At 66.0% G+C, this 16,930-nt stretch carries 16 protein-coding genes; 11 read left to right on the top strand and 5 right to left on the bottom strand.

Annotation, left to right across the window (positions count from 1 at the left end; translation table 11 throughout):
* Nucleotides 1-492: 2-oxo-4-hydroxy-4-carboxy-5-ureidoimidazoline decarboxylase (gene uraD, locus J5F18_RS17630; RefSeq protein ID WP_346299835.1), on the bottom strand; the 492-nt coding region annotated here is incomplete at its 3' end.
* Between the two features lie 188 nt (nucleotides 493-680).
* On the opposite strand from uraD, the gene uraH reads away from it, so the two are divergent.
* From uraH to J5F18_RS17615, 3 genes are all read left to right on the top strand, one after another.
* On the top strand, nucleotides 681-1,034 hold the full coding sequence (uraH, locus tag J5F18_RS17625; RefSeq protein WP_346299834.1) for a hydroxyisourate hydrolase: 354 nt from the start codon (nucleotides 681-683) through the stop codon (nucleotides 1,032-1,034).
* Between the two features lie 54 nt (nucleotides 1,035-1,088).
* Complete coding sequence (locus J5F18_RS17620) at nucleotides 1,089-2,291, top strand: urate hydroxylase PuuD (protein WP_346299833.1); 1,203 nt, start codon at nucleotides 1,089-1,091, stop codon at nucleotides 2,289-2,291.
* Nucleotides 2,292-2,437: 146 nt separating this feature from the next.
* Nucleotides 2,438-3,172, top strand: coding sequence for a GntR family transcriptional regulator (locus J5F18_RS17615; RefSeq protein ID WP_346299832.1), 735 nt, complete (start codon nucleotides 2,438-2,440; stop codon nucleotides 3,170-3,172).
* Nucleotides 3,173-3,288: 116 nt separating this feature from the next.
* On the opposite strand, the gene J5F18_RS17610 is transcribed toward J5F18_RS17615, so the two are convergent.
* The 3 genes from J5F18_RS17610 to J5F18_RS17600 form a co-directional block, all read right to left on the bottom strand.
* The gene (locus J5F18_RS17610; protein ID WP_346299831.1) at nucleotides 3,289-4,089 is read right to left on the bottom strand and encodes an aspartate/glutamate racemase family protein; all 801 of its coding nucleotides are present in this window, start codon (nucleotides 4,087-4,089) and stop codon (nucleotides 3,289-3,291) included.
* A 112-nt stretch (nucleotides 4,090-4,201) separates the two neighbouring features.
* Entirely contained in the window at nucleotides 4,202-5,587 is a 1,386-nt protein-coding gene (locus tag J5F18_RS17605; RefSeq protein ID WP_346299830.1) for an NCS1 family transporter, read from the bottom strand.
* A 143-nt stretch (nucleotides 5,588-5,730) separates the two neighbouring features.
* The gene (locus J5F18_RS17600) at nucleotides 5,731-6,477 is read right to left on the bottom strand and encodes an aspartate/glutamate racemase family protein (RefSeq protein ID WP_346299829.1); all 747 of its coding nucleotides are present in this window, start codon (nucleotides 6,475-6,477) and stop codon (nucleotides 5,731-5,733) included.
* 356 nt (nucleotides 6,478-6,833) lie between these two features.
* On the opposite strand from J5F18_RS17600, the gene puuE reads away from it, so the two are divergent.
* Entirely contained in the window at nucleotides 6,834-7,772 is a 939-nt protein-coding gene (gene puuE, locus J5F18_RS17595; protein WP_346299828.1) for an allantoinase PuuE, read from the top strand.
* A gap of 100 nt (nucleotides 7,773-7,872) precedes the next feature.
* Here the strand turns inward: puuE and J5F18_RS17590 are convergent, their stop codons facing one another.
* Nucleotides 7,873-9,321: a YfcC family protein gene (locus J5F18_RS17590; protein ID WP_346299827.1), complete on the bottom strand. Its 1,449-nt coding sequence runs from the start codon at nucleotides 9,319-9,321 to the stop codon at nucleotides 7,873-7,875.
* A 208-nt stretch (nucleotides 9,322-9,529) separates the two neighbouring features.
* Between J5F18_RS17590 and J5F18_RS17585 the strand changes: the two genes are divergently transcribed.
* The 7 genes from J5F18_RS17585 to J5F18_RS17555 all read left to right on the top strand — a co-directional run.
* Nucleotides 9,530-10,393: a MurR/RpiR family transcriptional regulator gene (locus J5F18_RS17585; RefSeq protein WP_346299826.1), complete on the top strand. Its 864-nt coding sequence runs from the start codon at nucleotides 9,530-9,532 to the stop codon at nucleotides 10,391-10,393.
* 216 nt (nucleotides 10,394-10,609) lie between these two features.
* Nucleotides 10,610-11,443: a bifunctional allantoicase/(S)-ureidoglycine aminohydrolase gene (locus J5F18_RS17580; RefSeq protein WP_346299825.1), complete on the top strand. Its 834-nt coding sequence runs from the start codon at nucleotides 10,610-10,612 to the stop codon at nucleotides 11,441-11,443.
* Nucleotides 11,444-11,839: 396 nt separating this feature from the next.
* Nucleotides 11,840-12,334: an ureidoglycolate lyase gene (locus tag J5F18_RS17575; protein ID WP_346299824.1), complete on the top strand. Its 495-nt coding sequence runs from the start codon at nucleotides 11,840-11,842 to the stop codon at nucleotides 12,332-12,334.
* A 184-nt stretch (nucleotides 12,335-12,518) separates the two neighbouring features.
* Nucleotides 12,519-14,294 carry a glyoxylate carboligase gene (gene gcl / locus J5F18_RS17570; RefSeq protein ID WP_346299823.1) on the top strand — a complete coding sequence of 592 codons (1,776 nt, stop codon included), beginning with the start codon at nucleotides 12,519-12,521 and terminating at the stop codon, nucleotides 14,292-14,294.
* 98 nt (nucleotides 14,295-14,392) lie between these two features.
* Nucleotides 14,393-15,169, top strand: a complete 777-nt coding sequence (gene hyi / locus J5F18_RS17565; protein WP_346299822.1) for a hydroxypyruvate isomerase — start codon at nucleotides 14,393-14,395, stop codon at nucleotides 15,167-15,169.
* 67 nt (nucleotides 15,170-15,236) lie between these two features.
* Nucleotides 15,237-16,127: a 2-hydroxy-3-oxopropionate reductase gene (locus J5F18_RS17560; protein ID WP_346299821.1), complete on the top strand. Its 891-nt coding sequence runs from the start codon at nucleotides 15,237-15,239 to the stop codon at nucleotides 16,125-16,127.
* A 331-nt stretch (nucleotides 16,128-16,458) separates the two neighbouring features.
* The coding region (locus J5F18_RS17555; RefSeq protein WP_346299820.1) for a glycerate-2-kinase family protein at nucleotides 16,459-16,930 on the top strand (472 nt) is incomplete at its 3' end.

Below are 16,930 nucleotides of genomic sequence, written 5' to 3'. Positions count from 1 at the left end.
GATGCGGTTGATCTGCTCCACGGCGGTGCGGCGCTCCTCGGCCGGGTCATTCTCCAGGCGCACCTCGAAGGCATCGAGGATGGCGAAGCGGTCGCTGCCCTTCACCGCCATGACGAAGGGGAAGCCGAACTTCGCCTTGTAGGCGTCGTTGAGGCGCTCGAAGCGGGCCAGCTCCTCGGGGGAGCACTGGTCGAGGCCCGCGCCGGCCTGCTCGAGGGTGGAGTCGTCGGTCAGGGTGCCGGCCAGCGCCGCCTTGCCGGCCAGGTCCGGGTGGGCGCGGATCACTGCCAGCTGGCGCTCGGGGGTGGCGCTCTCCAGCACCTCCCCCATCAGGGCGGCCAGGGCCTCGGGACGATCATGATCCGGGGTGAGGCCGCGCTCCCAGGCCCGTTCGGCCACCCAGGGGGAGTGCTCATAGATCTCGCCATAGCCGGCCACGAAGGCGGCCTTGTCCAGCTGGCTGGGGCGGGGGGTCAGGGTCTTGTCGGTCATTGTGCGGTTCCTTGGGGTGGGGGTGCTGATCAACTGTATACAAAAAATATTTTGAAATGTACTCCATTAATGGCTAAAAATGTTGTCAAGGCTGAGGTCGGGGCTTCCTCAACGCCGAGCTAGCCCCGGTCCCCCGGCTTCGCGGTCTACCGACCACTGTGTACCCACAAACAACAAGGAGCGCCATGATGGGACGCCTGACCACCCACGTTCTCGATACCGCCCAGGGCCGCCCCGGCGAAGGGATCCGCATCGAGGTCTACCGCCTGGAGGACAACGACCGTACCCGTCTGAAGGAGGTCGTCACCAATGACGATGGGCGCTGCGACGCGCCGATTCTCGAGGGAAGCGACTTCCGCGTCGGCGAGTACGAACTGGTGTTCCACGCCGGTGACTACCTGCGCCAGCAGGGCATCGCGGCCGAGGAGCCGCGCTTTCTCGACGTGATTCCGCTGCGCTTCGGGGTCGCCGATGCTGCCGCGCACTACCATGTGCCGCTGCTGCTCTCGCCCTATGGCTACTCCACCTACCGCGGCAGCTGAGTGCAGGCGACTGCGCTCCTTCCATAACAACATGTGCTAGACGAGGCTACCCCGATGCAAGCCTACCTGCTCGAATTCCTGAACTTCATGCTGCGCTGGCTGCACGTCATCGCCGCCATCGCCTGGATCGGCGAATCGATCTACTTCGTGATGCTGGACAACGGCCTGAAGAAGCCCAAGGCCGCTGAGGACCGTGAGAAAGGCGTGTTCGGCGAGATGTGGGCGGTGCATGGCGGCGGCTTCTATCACAACCAGAAGTACGCCACGGCCCCGGCCAAGCTGCCCGAGGACCTGCACTGGTCGTTCTGGAAGTCCTACACTACCTGGCTGTCGGGCTTCGCGCTCTTCGTGCTGCTCTACATGGCCAACCCGAGCTTCTATCTGGTCAATCCCAATGCCAGCTGGGAGTGGGCGGCCAACATGAGCGGCTGGCAGGCCAATGTCCTGGCGCTGCTGTTCCTGCTGGGTGGCTGGGTCGTCTACAACGAGCTGTGCAAGCGCATCAGCCCCGACATGACCCGCGATGGCCTGCTGAGCATCGCCGTGGCGATCATGATGGTGGTGGTCGCCTACCTCAGCACCCAGATGTTCTCCGGTCGGGCCGCCTTCCTGCTGACCGGTGCCGTCATGGCCACCGCCATGTCCGCCAACGTCTTCTTCTGGATCATCCCCGGGCAGCGGCGCATGGTGAATGCCATGAAGGCCGGCGAGACCCCCAACCCGCTGGATGGCAAGCGCGGCAAGCAGCGTTCGGTGCACAACACCTACTTTACGCTGCCGGTGGTGCTGCTGATGATCAGTAACCACTACTCCTTTGCCTATAACCACGAGCATGCCTGGGTGATCATGTCGCTGTTCATCTTCGGCGGGGCGCTGATCCGTCAGTTCTTCGTGCTGATGCATGCCGGCAAGATCCAGCCCGCCTACCCGGCCGCCGGCACCGCGCTGATTCTGGTGGCCTTCTGGGTCGCCATGCCTTCCAGCCAGCCGGCAACCGCGATAGCGGAGGGTGAGGCGACGCCCTTCGAAGAGGTGCAGGCGCTGGTCGGTCAGCACTGCGTGGCCTGCCACTCCAGCCAGCCGACCCAGCCGGGATTCGCCTCCCCGCCGGCCGGCGTGGCCTATGACACCGTGGATCAGATCCTGCGTCAGAAGAGCCAGATCCAGCAGGTGGTGACGAGTGGCTACATGCCGCTGGGCAACATGACCAACATGACCGACGAAGAGCGCGAGGCCATCGCCGCCTGGTCGCAGTAAGGAAGGCGCTGCCGCCCTGGCCCCTCGCCCTGCCTCTTGCCTTGACCCGCCACCCGGCGGGTCAAGGCGTGTCGCGGGAGTCGTATCCGAGGACATCTGGCGTATACAATGAACACCATCAGTGATGGCAGTGGAGGTATGCCCAGATGAACCAGCGCCAGCCCGAGCCCGCACCTCGTCCCGCTTTGCCCCGCCGCGGCAAGGATGGAGACGGTGCCGAGCGCCACGAGGCGATCTACCGCTCGATCAGCGATGCGATCATCGAGCACCGCCTCAAGCCCGGCGCTCGCCTGCGCGAGGATGCGCTCTCCGAGGTGTTCGGCGTCAGCCGCACCGGTATCCGCAAGATCCTGCAGCGCCTGGCGCTGGAGCAGCTGGTCACCCTGACGCCTCGGCGCGGCGCCAGCGTGACCCGTCCCACTGCCGACGAGGCCAAGGACGTCTTCGACGCCCGCCAGATGATCGAGTGCGGGCTGATGCCCGAGGTCGCCCGGCGGATCACCGATGACGATGCCCGGGAGCTGCGCGACATGGCGCGCCGCGAGCGCGAGGCGCTCAGGGCCGGCGAGCAGAGCACGGCCATCAAGCTCTCGGCGGCCTTCCACGAGCGCCTGGCCCGCCTTTCCGGCAATGCCACCCTGGCCGAGTTCGTCGGTCGACTCTGTTCGCGCTCCTCGCTGATTCTCGCCGTCTACGGCAACCCCGGCCACCTGGGCTGCGAGTCCCACGACCACGACGACCTGATCGGCTACCTGGAGGCGGGCAACGGCGAGCGCGCCGCGGCCTTCATGGGCCGCCACCTCAAGGCCATCGAGGCGTCGCTCTCCATCGTCGAGGAGGAGGAGGAGGCGCCGGACCTGCACAGCATCTTCGGCGGCTGATCACGCGCGCGGACTTCCCAAACGCCAGACCCCGGGCCATTGGTCCGGGGTCTTGAGTCAGTGCGGCCAGTACTCAGGCGCCGCTGGCAACAGCCGCCGACCGGGAGAGCAGGCGGTCACTCCGCGGTCTGAATGGCCTCGACCGCCGCACGGGCCGCGGCCTTGACGGCCACGACCAGGGGAACATCGAACTGCGGCTGGAGCCGGAGTGCCGAGGCGGAGAGTGGGCCGCCACCCATGATCACCGCCTGGGCCCCGTCTTCTTCAACAGACTCCTTCACTGCCTCGGCGAGGGCGGCATCGAGCTTGTCGGGTGACTGGACCAGCTCGGTTGGATCACCCGGGGTGACCCGGACGCCGCGATAAAGCTGTTCGTAGCCCAGGGAGGCGGCTTTTTGTCTGAAGGAGTCGATCAATGCCTCATCGGGCGTGACGGTCACGATGCCGAACTCCCTGTTGTCCCGCGCCGCCTCATGGAAGACTTCCTCACCGATGCCGAACACCGGGATGTCGACGCTTTCCCGCAGCTCCTCGAGCCCGGGATCGCTGAAGGCCGAGACGATGATGGCGGCAACGTTGTTATCCCTGGCGGCTTCGACGCCAAGCGCTACAACCCCAGGGGCGGCATCGATCATGTCCTGGGGTGTCGTGAGCAGGGGTGGGGCGTCCCTGTTGGTTCTTTCCACCACTTCTGCGACCCCCCTGGTTTCCAGTCTGGCAAGGTCGGCCATCGATCTGGTGGACTCGGTGTTGGAGTTGGGATTGATCAGAGCGATGGTCTTCACTGGAGATGAACCGCTCGTCGCCTGATTCGTTTCATCTTGATTGGCCTGCGCAAGCGGCGTCACAAGAAAGGCGCCCAGCAGGCAGCAGGTGGCCAGTTTGAGGCGTGAGGAGTGCAATCGAGCCTGGGTCATGGGGTGGAGCCTCCACGAGATTATGGGTGAGTGGCAATGAGATGGCAGAGCATCGAGGTGCAGGGGTGGCGATAGATCCCGCCCGGCAGCTGCCGGGCGGGGACGGAGGGAATCACTGACGGAAGCGCTGGCAGGGGGCCCAGTGGGTCATCAGCAGGTAGTAGGTGAGGCCGGCCGGGATCAGGCTGGCGTACCAGGAGACCGCGGAGAAGGTCAGGGCGGCGACGATGCCCACCACGGTGGCGATCAGAGCCGCGGCATTCACCCCACGATAGGGACCGGCCTCGTCGTACAGCTTGCCGAGGTCCAGGGTGCGACGGCGGATGATGTAGTAGTCGACCACCAGGATGGCGAAGATCGGGCCGAGGAAGGCGGAGTAGGTCTGCACGAAGAGCTGCAGGCCGGCGGCGGAGTCGGGCTGCACCAGCTTCCAGGGGAAGGTGGCGAAGGCCAGCAGGCCGACGATCACCGTGGAGGTGGTGAACTTCAGCTTGAAGACGTCCATCAGCACGTAGGTGGGCGGCACCACGTTGTTGAGCACGTTGGTGGTGACCTGGGCGAAGGCGATGAACAGCAGGGTGGTCATCAGCAGCGGGGTGTTGTCCACGGCGTTGGCGAACACCTGGATGGGGTCGGCGGTGCCGGTGGCCTCGGAGACCATGTAGCCGATCAGGCCCATGAACAGGGTGCAGGGCAGGATCGACATGGCGTAGATGGTGGTGAGAATGCTCTGCGGCGTGCCCTTCTTGTGCTCGCGGGCATAGTCGCTGACGTTGAGCATCATGGTGCTGTAGATGCCCAGGAAGAGCATGGTGGCACCCCAGAACGGCAGGCCCCAGGAGCCTTCCATGGTCAGCAGGCTGGCGGAGAGCTCGTCACCGTAGCGCTGCACCGTGGCGTAGAACATGTACATCAGCGAGGCGAGGATGAAGACGCTGCCGATGTTCTCCAGCCACTTGATGCCCTGGAAGCCCATCACCGACAGGCCGATCTGCAGGAACTGGAAGGTAATGAAGTAGAAGATCAGGTTGTCGAAGCCGAACAGGGTGGCCGACACCATGTTCAGGGCACCGGCCCCGATCCAGCTCTGGAAGCCGTACCACACTACCGCGGGTACGGCCCGCACCAGCCCGGGCAGCCGGGTGCCGGCGAAGCCGAAGGCGCTGCGTGCCTGGACCATGAAGGGGATGCCGTACTTGTAGCCGGCGGCGCCATTAATGGCCAGGGCGATGCCGATGACGAAGCAGCCGATGGCGATCGCCAGGGTGGCCTGGATCAGGTTCAGGGTGCCGACAACGCTGGAGCCCATGGCGAAGGTGCCGATGGACACACAGCCGCCGAACCAGGCCAGGAAATAGGAGGTGCGCCCCATGATGCGCGTTTGCTGAGGGGCCAGCGACTCCTGGCCGGGGGCCTTGGTGTGGTGAGCGCTGCCGCTGGTGGCCTCGGGGGGCGAGGTCGCCGCCTGGTTGCTGGCCTGTGGAGTGGGAGTGGTCATGTTGAGATCCTCGCAAGTCGCTGCTTGATTTTGGGTTTGTTCCGGCATCTGCCGGGATGGCTTGCGTGTGGTGTGCTCCGGGGGAGCGGGTTGTTGTTGTGATGGGTGCTGCGGAATATCCGGGTATGTGGGTTGCCGGCCGATCAGCGGGCCGGCGTCAGGTGAGAGAAGCGCTCGAACTGGCCGGTCATGGGCTTGGGCCGCGGGAAGGCCAGGTCGCCGTGCTTGCTGGTGCCGAGCCCCAGCCCGATCAGGGCCTCGGCCAGTTTCACCGAGGCGGTGACCCCCTCGACGATGGGCAGGCCGACTTCCGCGGCGATGGTGTCGGTCAGGTCGGCCATGCCGCCGCAGCCCAGCACGATGGCGCCGATGCCGTCCTCGTCGCGGGCCCGCTTGCACTCCTCGATGATGCGGTTGAGCGCCGCGTCCCCATCCGCCTCCAGGTCCAGCACCGGGATCTCCGCGGCGCGCACCCGGCGGCAGTGGTGGCGGAACCCGTACTGCTCCAGCAGGTGTTCGGCGATGATGCCGGTGCGTCCCAGGGTGGTGACGATGGAGAAGCGGGTGCTGATCAGGGTGGCCATGTGGAAGGCCGCCTCGGCGATGCCGATCACCGGCGCGCGGGTCAGCTCGCGGGCGGCGAGCAGTCCCGGGTCGCCGAAGCAGGCGATCACGTAGGCGTCCGCCCCTTCGCGCTCGCCGGTGATCACCTCGTCCAGCACGCCGACGGCGCTGATGGCCTCGTCGAAGTGGCTCTCGATAGAGACCGGCCCGCCGGCGGGCTCGACGGCGGTGATTCGGGTGCCGGGCGCGGCGATACGGCGGGCCGCCTCGCCGATGGTGGCGGTCATGCCGGCGGTGGTATTGGGGTTGATGACGCGGATATGCATGGGGGGCTCCGGGTGGTTGAAAATGTCTTTGTACACAAAATAGGCCTGTTTTGTGTATTTGGCAAGATTTCGCCTCTTGACGCGGATATCAGGGTAAGCCATTGTTATATAGGGCTTCACCGTTGGGCGCGGGCGTCTTCCTCGAAGGCGGCAGGGTCAGACTTTGGTCGAAGCATGGGGTGTTTGGCGAAATATGCACACATTTGACTAATTTTTTTGTATACAATTTGACCTGAAAATCGCGGTTGCGATAATCTTGGCTACACCCTATCTTGTCTTTGTATACATAAAGGGCGCAGCCATACTTCCACCGCGCGCCTCCTAACAACGCTCTGCAACAACCAGGAAGCCCTGCCATGACATCTCTCGTCTCTGCGGACTATCCCCGCGACCTGATCGGCTACGGCCGCAACCCGCCCCACGCCAACTGGCCCGGCAAGGCCAGGATCGCCGTGCAGTTCGTGCTCAACTACGAGGAGGGGGGTGAGAACTGCGTGCTGCACGGCGACGATGGCTCCGAGCAGTTCCTCTCCGAGATCATCGGCGCAGCGGCCTATTCGGATCGCCACCTGAGCATGGAGTCGATCTATGAGTACGGCTCCCGGTCGGGCGTGTGGCGCATCCTGCGGGAGTTCGAACGCCGCGGCTTGCCGCTTACCGTCTTCGGTGTGGCCATGGCGCTGGAGCGCCACCCGGAAGTGGCTCACGCCTTCAAGGAGCTGGGCCACGAGGTCGCCTGCCACGGCTACCGCTGGATCCATTATCAGGAGGTGCCCGAGGCGATCGAGCGCGAGCACCTGAAGAAGGCCATGGCGATCTTCCAGCACCTCTATGGCGAGAAGCCCCTGGGCTGGTACACCGGACGCGACAGCCCCAATACTCGCCGGCTGGTGCTCGACGAGGGTGGCTTCCTCTACGACAGCGACTACTACGGTGACGACCTGCCGTTCTGGACCCGGGAGCGCGACAGCCAGGGTGTCGAACACGATCATCTGATCGTGCCCTACACCCTGGACAGCAATGACATGCGCTTTGCCGCACCCCAGGGCTTCAACACCGCGGACCACTTCTTTACCTACCTGCGCGACGCCTTCGACGTGCTCTACGCCGAGGGGGAGGAGTCGCCCAAGATGCTCTCCATCGGCATGCACTGCCGCCTGCTGGGCCGCCCGGGCCGCTTCCGCGCCCTGCAGCGCTTCCTCGACCATATCGAAGCCCACGACCGGGTGTGGGTGGCGCGCCGCGTGGATATCGCCCGCCACTGGGCCGAGCACCATCCGGCGCCGGCGCGCTGAGGCCTCGGAGATGCGGCTGCTCCGTGCAACAGCAAGCCCCCGCCCGGCATTGCCGGGCGGGGGCTCGAGGCGCCACTTGGGGGCGAGGTTCAGGAGAGGGCTAGCCGACCCACTGGGTGGCCTGGGCAAAGGCCAGGAAACCCAGGGCAATCAGCACCCAGACGCAGAACAGCGGGAAGAAGAACTTCACCCACTTCTGCCAGGGCACGCCGGCTATGGCCAGGGTGGCCATGAAGTAGCCGGAAGTCGGATAGAGGATATTACCCATGCCGTCCCCGAGCTGGAAGGCCAGCACGGCGGTCTGCCGGGTCACCCCGATCAGGTCGGACAGCGGTGCCATGATCGGCATGGTGACCAGCGCCTGGCCGCTGCCGGAGGGTACGACGAAGTTGAAGGCGAGCTGGGCGAAGTACATGCCGATTGCCGACAGCAGGGTCGGCAGTTCGCCCACCAGGTTGCCGAGGCCCATGACCAGGGTGTCCATGATCTGGCCATCCTCCAGCACCACCGCCACGCCGCGGGCGACGCCGGCGATCATGGCGCCCACCAGCACGTCGCGAAAGCCCTTGTTGAACGCTTCGCAGATGGCCGTGGTGTTCAGGCCGGCGATCAGGCCGACGACGATGCCCATCACGATGAAGAGCCCGGCCATCTCCATCATGAACCAGCCCTGGGTCAGCACGCCGAAGACCAGCAGTCCGAAGAAGGCGAAGGTCGCAACGGCGGCCAGCTTCTGGCGGCCGTCGGCGGTAAGGGCGCCTTCGTCCGTGGCGTGCTGATAGAGGGCGCGCTTCTCGGCCTCGGTCTCGTCGTCGGCCATCAGGCTCAGTTCCGGGTTGTCGTGCACTTTGCGGGCATAGCGCATGACGAAGAAGATGCCGGCGCCGAGGATGACGGCGAAGGCGGCCGCACGCAGGCCAAAGCCGGAATAGAGGGGCAGGTCGGAGAGCTGCTGGCCAAGCCCGGTATTGATCGGGTTGAGCACCCCCGAGGCGAAGCCGGCCGTGGTGGCGCACAGCGCCACGGCGGCGGCGGTCACCGAGTCAAAGCGCAGCGCGATCATGAGCGGCAGGATTACGGGCACGTAGACCAGCGCCAGTTCCTGGGTGCCGATGATGGTGGCGACCACGGCGAAGACGGTCATCAAGACAGGGATCATCAGCAGGCTGCGGTTGGCGAATCGCCGGCTGAGCTTGTCGACCCCGATCTCGATGATCCCGGTGCGGCGAAGGACCATGAACATGCCGCCGATCATGAAGGTGAAGAACACCACCTCGCCGGCGCTCATCAGGCCGTTGGGTATCGCCAACATGAAGTCGACGAGGGTCGTGGGGCTCGCTTCCACGTACTGGAAGGATTCGGGATCGATCGTGGTGCGGCCTTCGGGCCCGGGGATTCGCTCGTACTGTCCGGCGGGTACGAAGTAGGTCGCCAGCGCCGCGATGGCGATGAAGACGAACAGAATCACGTAGATATGGGGTATCTGCCAGTGGCCTTTGGGAGTGCCACGGGTGGCGGTGCTGGGGGTTGTCGTCGCGGGTTTGGACATAATGTGCCTCACATTGTTGTTGGCAGTGTCGCTATAGTGGGGCGGCGCCATGACGTCCCGGCTGTGGTTGGCGCCGCGGGAGTGATGAGACGCCGGGACGTGGAACACGAAAAATATGGAAATGCTTTTCAGGCTTGGGCCGGGCCAAAAAAATGGCGCCGAGCGGCGCGGCCTTTGGCCCACGCCTGATGCAGCGGGGGAGGTGTGCTTGCGGACGCAACAGACGGCGATGGCGCCGCATATCGGTCAGCGAATATCGGCGCAGTACGCCGACCTGAGCGCTCAGGAGCAGCGAGTCGCGGCTTTCATTCTGGACCACTTCGATGACCTGGCGGTCTACAGCGCCGCTGATCTGGCGCGCCTGACGGGGGTCTCGAAGTCCACGGTCAGCCGCCTCTTCAAGCGCCTCGGCTTCGAGAGCTTCCAGGCGGTCAAGCGCCACGCCCGGGAGCTGCGCAACCTGGGCATGCCGTTGGTGACCGATCCCGAGGCGGTGGGCGGCAACGGTGAGCGCTTCAAGCGGCATCTGGCGCGCGAGCAGGAGAACCTGCGGCGCACCCTGGGCGGTATCGAGCCGCACGCCTTCGAGGCCATCGTCATGGCGCTGGATCAGGCGAATCGGCTCCTGCTGGTGGGGTTCCGGAACAGCTATCCCCTGGCCATGCACTTTCGCCAGCAGCTGGTCCAGGCTCGCGGCGACGTGAGCCTGGCCCCTCAGCCCAACCAGTCCCTGGCCGAGGAACTGGTCGGGCTGGGGGGGGAGGACCTGGTGGTGCTGTTCGGCTTCCGGCGCCGCCCCCGGCTCTTTGATGACCTGGTGGAGGCGCTCGCTGCCATGCCCTGCCGAGTATTGCTGATCGGTGATGCCACGGCGGCGGGCTATGCCGAGCAGGTCGACTGGTGGCTGGAGTGCCCCCTCGACAGCATCTCGGCCTTCGATAGCTACGCCAGCGCCATGAGCCTGGTCAGCCTGCTGGCCAATGGGCTGCTGCATCATCGGCTCGCCCAGGGGCGAGCCCGAATCGATACGGTCAGCGAGCTGTATCAGAGGCTGGATGAGCTGTCGCCCTGAATCGGGCGTTCCGCCTCGCGGCAGTCGCTTGCCCGAGCTTGTCGACTCAGCCGACTGCGTCGGGCCGTTACGAGGTTTCATGGCAGCTGTTGACCTTTGTTCTTGCATGAAACAAAAGTTCCTAGACACGGTAAATGCGAGACGGTAGTTTCACAATACGGATGTGGAATTTTTTTCGCCTTTCCTAAGGCCCCCGTCGCATATGAAGGATGGATCATGACAACAAGACGCTACTACGCTCCCGCCGGCGGCCACCCGCCCCAGACCCAGCTGCTCTCCGACCGGGCGGTGTTCACCGAGGCCTATGCGGTGATCCCCAAGGGGGTCTTCGGCGATATCGTCACCAGCAACCTGCCGTTCTGGGAGGGCACTCGGCTGTGGGTGCTGGCACGCCCGCTCTCCGGCTTCGCCGAGACCTTCTCCCAGTACATCATGGAGGTCGCCCCCGGTGGCGGCAGCGAGCGCCCCGAGCTCGACCCCGAGGCCGAGGGGGTGCTTTTCGTGGTGGAGGGGGAACTCGCCCTGACGCTGGCCGGTGAGCGCCACCGCCTGGTGCCGGGCGGCTACGCCTTTATCCCGCCGGGCAGCGACTGGCAGGTGAAGAATGAGTCCGAGGCCTCGGTACGCTTCCACTGGGTGCGCAAGGCCTACGAGCGGGTCGAGGGTATCGCGGTGCCCGAGGCGTTCGTTACCAACGAGAACGAGCTCGAGCCCAATCCCATGCCGGGCACCGAGGGGCGCTGGGCCACCACCCGCTTCGTCGACCCGGACGACGTGCGCCACGACATGCACGTCAATATCGTCACCTTCCAGCCCGGCGCGGTGATCCCCTTCGACGAGACCCACGTCATGGAGCACGGCCTCTACGTGCTGGAGGGCAAGGCGGTCTACCACCTCAACCAGGACTGGGTGGAGGTGGAGGCGGGCGACTTCATGTGGCTGCGCGCCTTCTGCCCGCAGGCCTGCTACGCCGGCGGCCCGGGGCCCTTCCGCTACCTGCTCTACAAGGACGTCAACCGCCATCCCAAGCTGCGCCTGGGTGGCCGCTGATACGGCGGCCCGCTGATATGGCGCCAACCTGAGGGGCGCCGGGGGCAGGCCGAAGAGGAGGTCTTTTGCCATGGATGGTAAAAAGTAGGGTTCTTCGCACTTTGGCGTGAACATTTTTAGCAGGGTTCATGGTGGGAGGCCGGCTGTGCCGGGCGAATGAGAGGCCGAAGGACTCCCAGGCGGTTGGTGCAAGCGTAAGCAACAGCACCGGGGCACCTTCGGTGCCATTCGTCGAGGCGTCGAACCGTCGGTGAACCCGAGCTCCCACAAAGCAGCTTCACGCTGATCTGCGATGAAACAAAAGTAGCGCCCAGGGAGGGGTTCACAGCGCCCCCGAACAGGCCTGTCGCCGGGTAAGCCCCCGATAGGAGGGCCAGAAGTATTCAGGAGAACGACATGCTGGAACTGAAAGCCGAACCGCTGACCGCCGAGGCCTTCGCCCCCTTCGGCGAGGTGATCGACGCCCGGGCGTCGGAGTGGTTTCCCATCAACGCCGGGCGCACCCGGCGCCACCATGACCTGGCCAGGGTCGAGACCCTCGGCGAGGGGGCGCGGACGCTGATCAGCATCTTCGTCAGCCAGCCGGTGACCCTGCCCCTGGAGCTCGACTTCCTGGAGCGCCACCCGCTGGGCAGCCAGGCCTTTATGCCTCTCCATGAAGAAAGGTTTGTGGTTGTCGTCGCGCCGCCGGGCGAGACCATCGACCCCGCCGAGGTGCGCGCCTTCGTCACCGACGGCCGCCAGGGAGTCAACTACCGCGCCGGCACCTGGCACGCCATCCAGTCGGTGCTGGAGCGGGAAGGGGAGTTCCTGGTCGTCGATCGCGGCGGCGAGGGCAACAACTGCGACGAGCATCCGCTGGCGTTACGGGTAACCCTTCCCAGGGGCTGACCGATCGGTCAGCTTTTTCGCAGGCTAATTAACTCAAGCTACTGAAATAGCTTGGGTTTTTTTGTCTACAATGTTTATAGTGAAAATATTTTCCAAAGCTCTTGACGCCCTACGCGGGCAGGCCTAGTCTCTGTATACAGAAAATATTTCCATAAAAATAACTTCCTTTACGGAGGAGAGCCCCATGGCCCGTATGACCGCAGCAGAAGCCGCCGTTCACGTGCTCAAGAAGGAAGGCATCGATGTCGCCTTCGGCGTGCCCGGCGCCGCCATCAACCCCTTCTACGCCGCCCTGCGCAAGGTCGGCGGCGTGGACCACGTGCTGGCCCGTCACGTCGAGGGCGCCTCGCACATGGCCGAGGGCTACACCCGTACCCAGGCCGGCAACATCGGGGTGTGCATCGGCACCTCCGGGCCCGCCGGCACCGACATGATCACCGGCCTCTACTCGGCCAGTGCCGACTCGATCCCGATCCTCTGCATCACCGGCCAGGCGCCCCGGGCCCGGCTGCACAAGGAAGACTTCCAGGCGGTCAACATCCAGGAGATCGCCGGCCCCGTCACCAAGTGGGCCATCACCGTGCTGGAGCCGGCCCAGGTACCGCGTGCCTTCCAGCAGGCCTTCCACCTGATGCGCTCGAGCCGTCCCGGCCCGGTGCTGATCGACCTGCCCATCGACGTGCAGCTGAGCGAGATCGAGTTCGATCTCGATACCTACGAGCCGCTGTCGGTCTACAAGCCGGCGGCCACCCGGGCCCAGGCAGAAAAGGCCATCACCATGCTCAACGCGGCGGAGAAGCCGCTGATCGTGGCCGGTGGCGGGATCATCAACGCCGACGCCAGCGACCTGCTCCTCGAGTTCGCCGAGCTCACCGGGGTGCCGGTGATCCCGACCCTGATGGGCTGGGGCACCATCCCCGACGACCATCCGCTGATGGCTGGCATGGTGGGGCTGCAGACCTCTCACCGCTACGGCAACGCCACCATGCTGGCCTCCGACTTCGTGATGGGCATCGGCAACCGCTGGGCCAACCGCCACACCGGCGAGGTCTCCACCTATACCAATGGGCGCAAGTTCGTCCACGTGGACATCGAGCCGACCCAGATCGGGCGCATCTTCGGCCCGGACTACGGCATCGTCTCCGATGCCAAGGCGGCGCTCGAGCTGTTCGTCGAGGTGGCCCGCGAGCTCAAGGCGGCCGGCCAGCTGCCGGATCGCAGCCGCTGGGCCGAGGAGTGCCAGGAGCGCAAGCGCACCCTGCTGCGCAAGACCCACTTCGACGAGGTGCCGGTCAAGCCCCAGCGGGTCTACGAGGAGATGAACAAGGCCTTCGGCAAGAACACCCGCTACGTCACCACCATCGGCCTGTCGCAGATCGCCGGCGCCCAGTTCCTGCACGTCTACAAGCCGCGTCACTGGATCAACTGTGGCCAGGCAGGCCCGCTGGGCTGGACCATTCCGGCGGCCCTGGGCGTGCGCCGCGCCGATCCGGACGCCGAGATCGTCGCGCTCTCCGGCGACTATGACTTCCAGTTCATGCTCGAGGAACTGGCGGTGGGGGCCCAGTTCAAGCTGCCCTACATCCATGTGCTGGTGAACAACTCCTACCTGGGGCTGATCCGCCAGGCCCAGCGCGGCTTCGACATGGACTACCAGGTGCAGCTCTCCTTCGAGAACGTCAACTGTCCGGAGATCAACGACTACGGCGTCGATCATATTTCCGTGGCGGAAGGCCTGGGCTGCAAGGCACTGCGCGTCACCCGGCCCGAGGACATCGCCCCGGCCCTCGAGGAGGCGAAGAAGCTGATGGCCGAGTACCGGGTGCCGGTGGTGGTCGAGGTGATCCTCGAGCGGGTCACCAACATCGCCATGGGCACCGACCTGGGCGGCATCAACGAGTTCGAGGCCCTGGCCGAGAACCAGGCGGATGCGCCAACCTCGATCGCCGCCCTGACCTGATAGGCACCCAGGACGCGACGCTGCCGGCGGCGGGTCGAAGAGGAGACCCGCCGCTGGATCAGTCCCCAGGCAAGACTAACGACCCAGAGGAGAACGCTATGCCCAAGTTTGCCGCCAACCTCAGCATGCTGTTCACCGAGGTGGACTTCCTCGACCGCTTCGAGGCCGCCGCCAAGGCCGGCTTCAAGGGGGTGGAGTACCTCTTCCCCTACGACTATCCGGCCGAGACCCTGAAGGCGAAGCTCGACGAGCACGGGCTCACCCAGGTACTGCATAACCTGCCGGCCGGCGACTGGGGCGCCGGGGAGCGTGGCATCGCCTGTCACCCGGATCGCGTCGAGGAGTTTCGAGAAGGCGTCGATCGCGCCATCGAGTACGCCACCGCGCTGGGCTGTGCGCAGGTCAACTGCCTGTCCGGCATCCAGCCCGAGGGCGTCAGCGACGACGCGGCGCGCCGCACCCTGGTGGAGAACCTGCGCTATGCCGCGGAGAAGCTCGGGGCCGCCGGCATCCGGCTGCTGGCCGAGCCCATCAACACCCGCGACATCCCGGGCTTCTTCCTGAATCGCACCGAGCAGACGCTCACACTCTTCGACGAGGTGGGAAGCGACAACCTCGCGCTGCAGTACGACATCTATCACATGCAGATCATGGAAGGGGATCTGGCCCCGACCATCGAGACGCATCTTGCGCGGATCGCCCACGTGCAGCTGGCCGACAATCCGGGCCGCCACGAGCCGGGCACCGGCGAGATCAACTACCCGTTCCTGTTCGCCCATCTGGATCGCCTCGGCTACGACGGCTGGATCGGCTGCGAGTACAAGCCGAAGACCACCACCGAGGAAGGCCTGGGCTGGCTGGACAGCGTGCGCTGACGGCTCTGATGGCCACGCACGAAAGAGATCGACGCACCGCGACAAGCGAGACGACAGGAGAGAGAACATGAGCAAGATCGGATTTATTGGCCTCGGTATCATGGGCCGCCCCATGGCAGGGCATCTGCTGGACGCCGGCCACGAGATCATCACCGTCGAGCACGGCAGCCCGATTCCCCGGGAGCTGGCCGACAAGGGCGCCCGAGTGGCGGCCAACCCCAAGGCCGTGGCCGAGCAGGCCGAGGTGATCGTCACCATGGTGCCGGACACCCCCGACGTGGAGACGGTGCTGTTCGGCGAGGGTGGCGTCATCGAGGGGCTCAAGCCAGGCACCCTGGTGATCGACATGAGCTCCATCGCCCCCATTGCCACCCAGGGCTTCGCCAAGCGCATCGCCGAGGCGGGCGGCGAGTACGTCGATGCCCCGGTCTCCGGTGGCGAGGGCGGCGCTATCAATGCCGCCCTGACCATCATGGTGGGCGGCACCAAGGAGGGCTTCGCCCGTGCCCTGCCGATCCTCGAGGTGATGGGCAAGACCATCACCCATATCGGCGGCCACGGCGCCGGCCAGACCTGCAAGGTGGCCAACCAGATCGTCGTGGCGCTGACCATCGAGGCGGTGGCCGAAGGCCTGCTGTTCGCCTCCAGGGCCGGCGCCGACGTGGCCAAGGTGCGCGAGTCGCTGCTTGGCGGCCTGGCCCAGTCGAAGATCCTCGACGTCCACGGCGAGCGGATGATCAACCGCACCTTCGACCCCGGCTTCAAGATCAAACTGCACCAGAAGGACCTCAACCTGGCGCTGGAAGGGGCGCGCAGCCTCAACCTGGCGCTGCCCGGCACCGCCAATGCCCAGCAGCTGTTCCAGGCCTGTGTCGCCCAGGGCGGTGCCGACTGGGATCACGCCGGCATCCTGAGGGCGCTGGAGACGCTGGCCGATCACCAGGTCGGCCAGGCATGAGTCGGTCCGCCGGCCCGGGTGACGGGGCGGCGGCGACAGGGGGGTGACTGCTCCCTGGAGGCAGGCGTCGGGTCGTCGTCTGCCTCATGGCCGCCGCTCGGCGGCCTTACCCGGCGGCGGGGCAATCCTGCCCCTCGCCGGGCCCTTTTGACCCCGAATTTCTTCCCGTTTTCTTCCGTCGGCGGCAATTCCGCCGACGTCGTTCCGCCGCGAGGAGCGCCCATGACCGCGACCCCAACCCTGGAGATACCGTCGCCGCTGGCCAACGAGGCCGATGCCCTGGCCTGGCTGCGCCGGCTTGCCGATACCGCCGTGGCGGCGGTGCATCCCGATGCCCTGCTGGCCCAGCGACTGCCCGATCCCCCCGCCGGGCGCACCCTGGTGGTGGGGGCGCGCCGCGCGGCGCATGCTCGAGGCGGTCGCGGAGCTCAGCGCGGCGGACCGGGTGATCGCGCTGATCTCCGGCGGCGGCTCGGCGCTGATGAGCCTGCCGGCGCCCGGTATCTCGCTGGCCGAGAAGCAGGCGATCAATCGGGCATTGCTTCGCTGCGGGGCGCCGATCCGCGAGATCAACACCGTGCGCCGCCACCTCTCCGCCATCAAGGGGGGGCGGCTCGCCGCGGCGGCCCATCCGGCCCCGGTGGTCACCTGGCTGATCTCGGACGTGCCGGGTGACGAGCCCTCGCTGGTCGCCTCCGGTCCGACCCTCCCCGATGCCTCGACGCCGGCCGACGCCCTGGCGATCCTGCGGCGCTCCGGAAGCGAGCTGCCCGCCAGCGTCCGTGAGCATCTGGCGGCCGGCG

The organism is Halomonas sp. BM-2019 (assembly GCF_017584085.1).
This window is presented reverse-complemented; position numbering and strand designations above follow the sequence as displayed.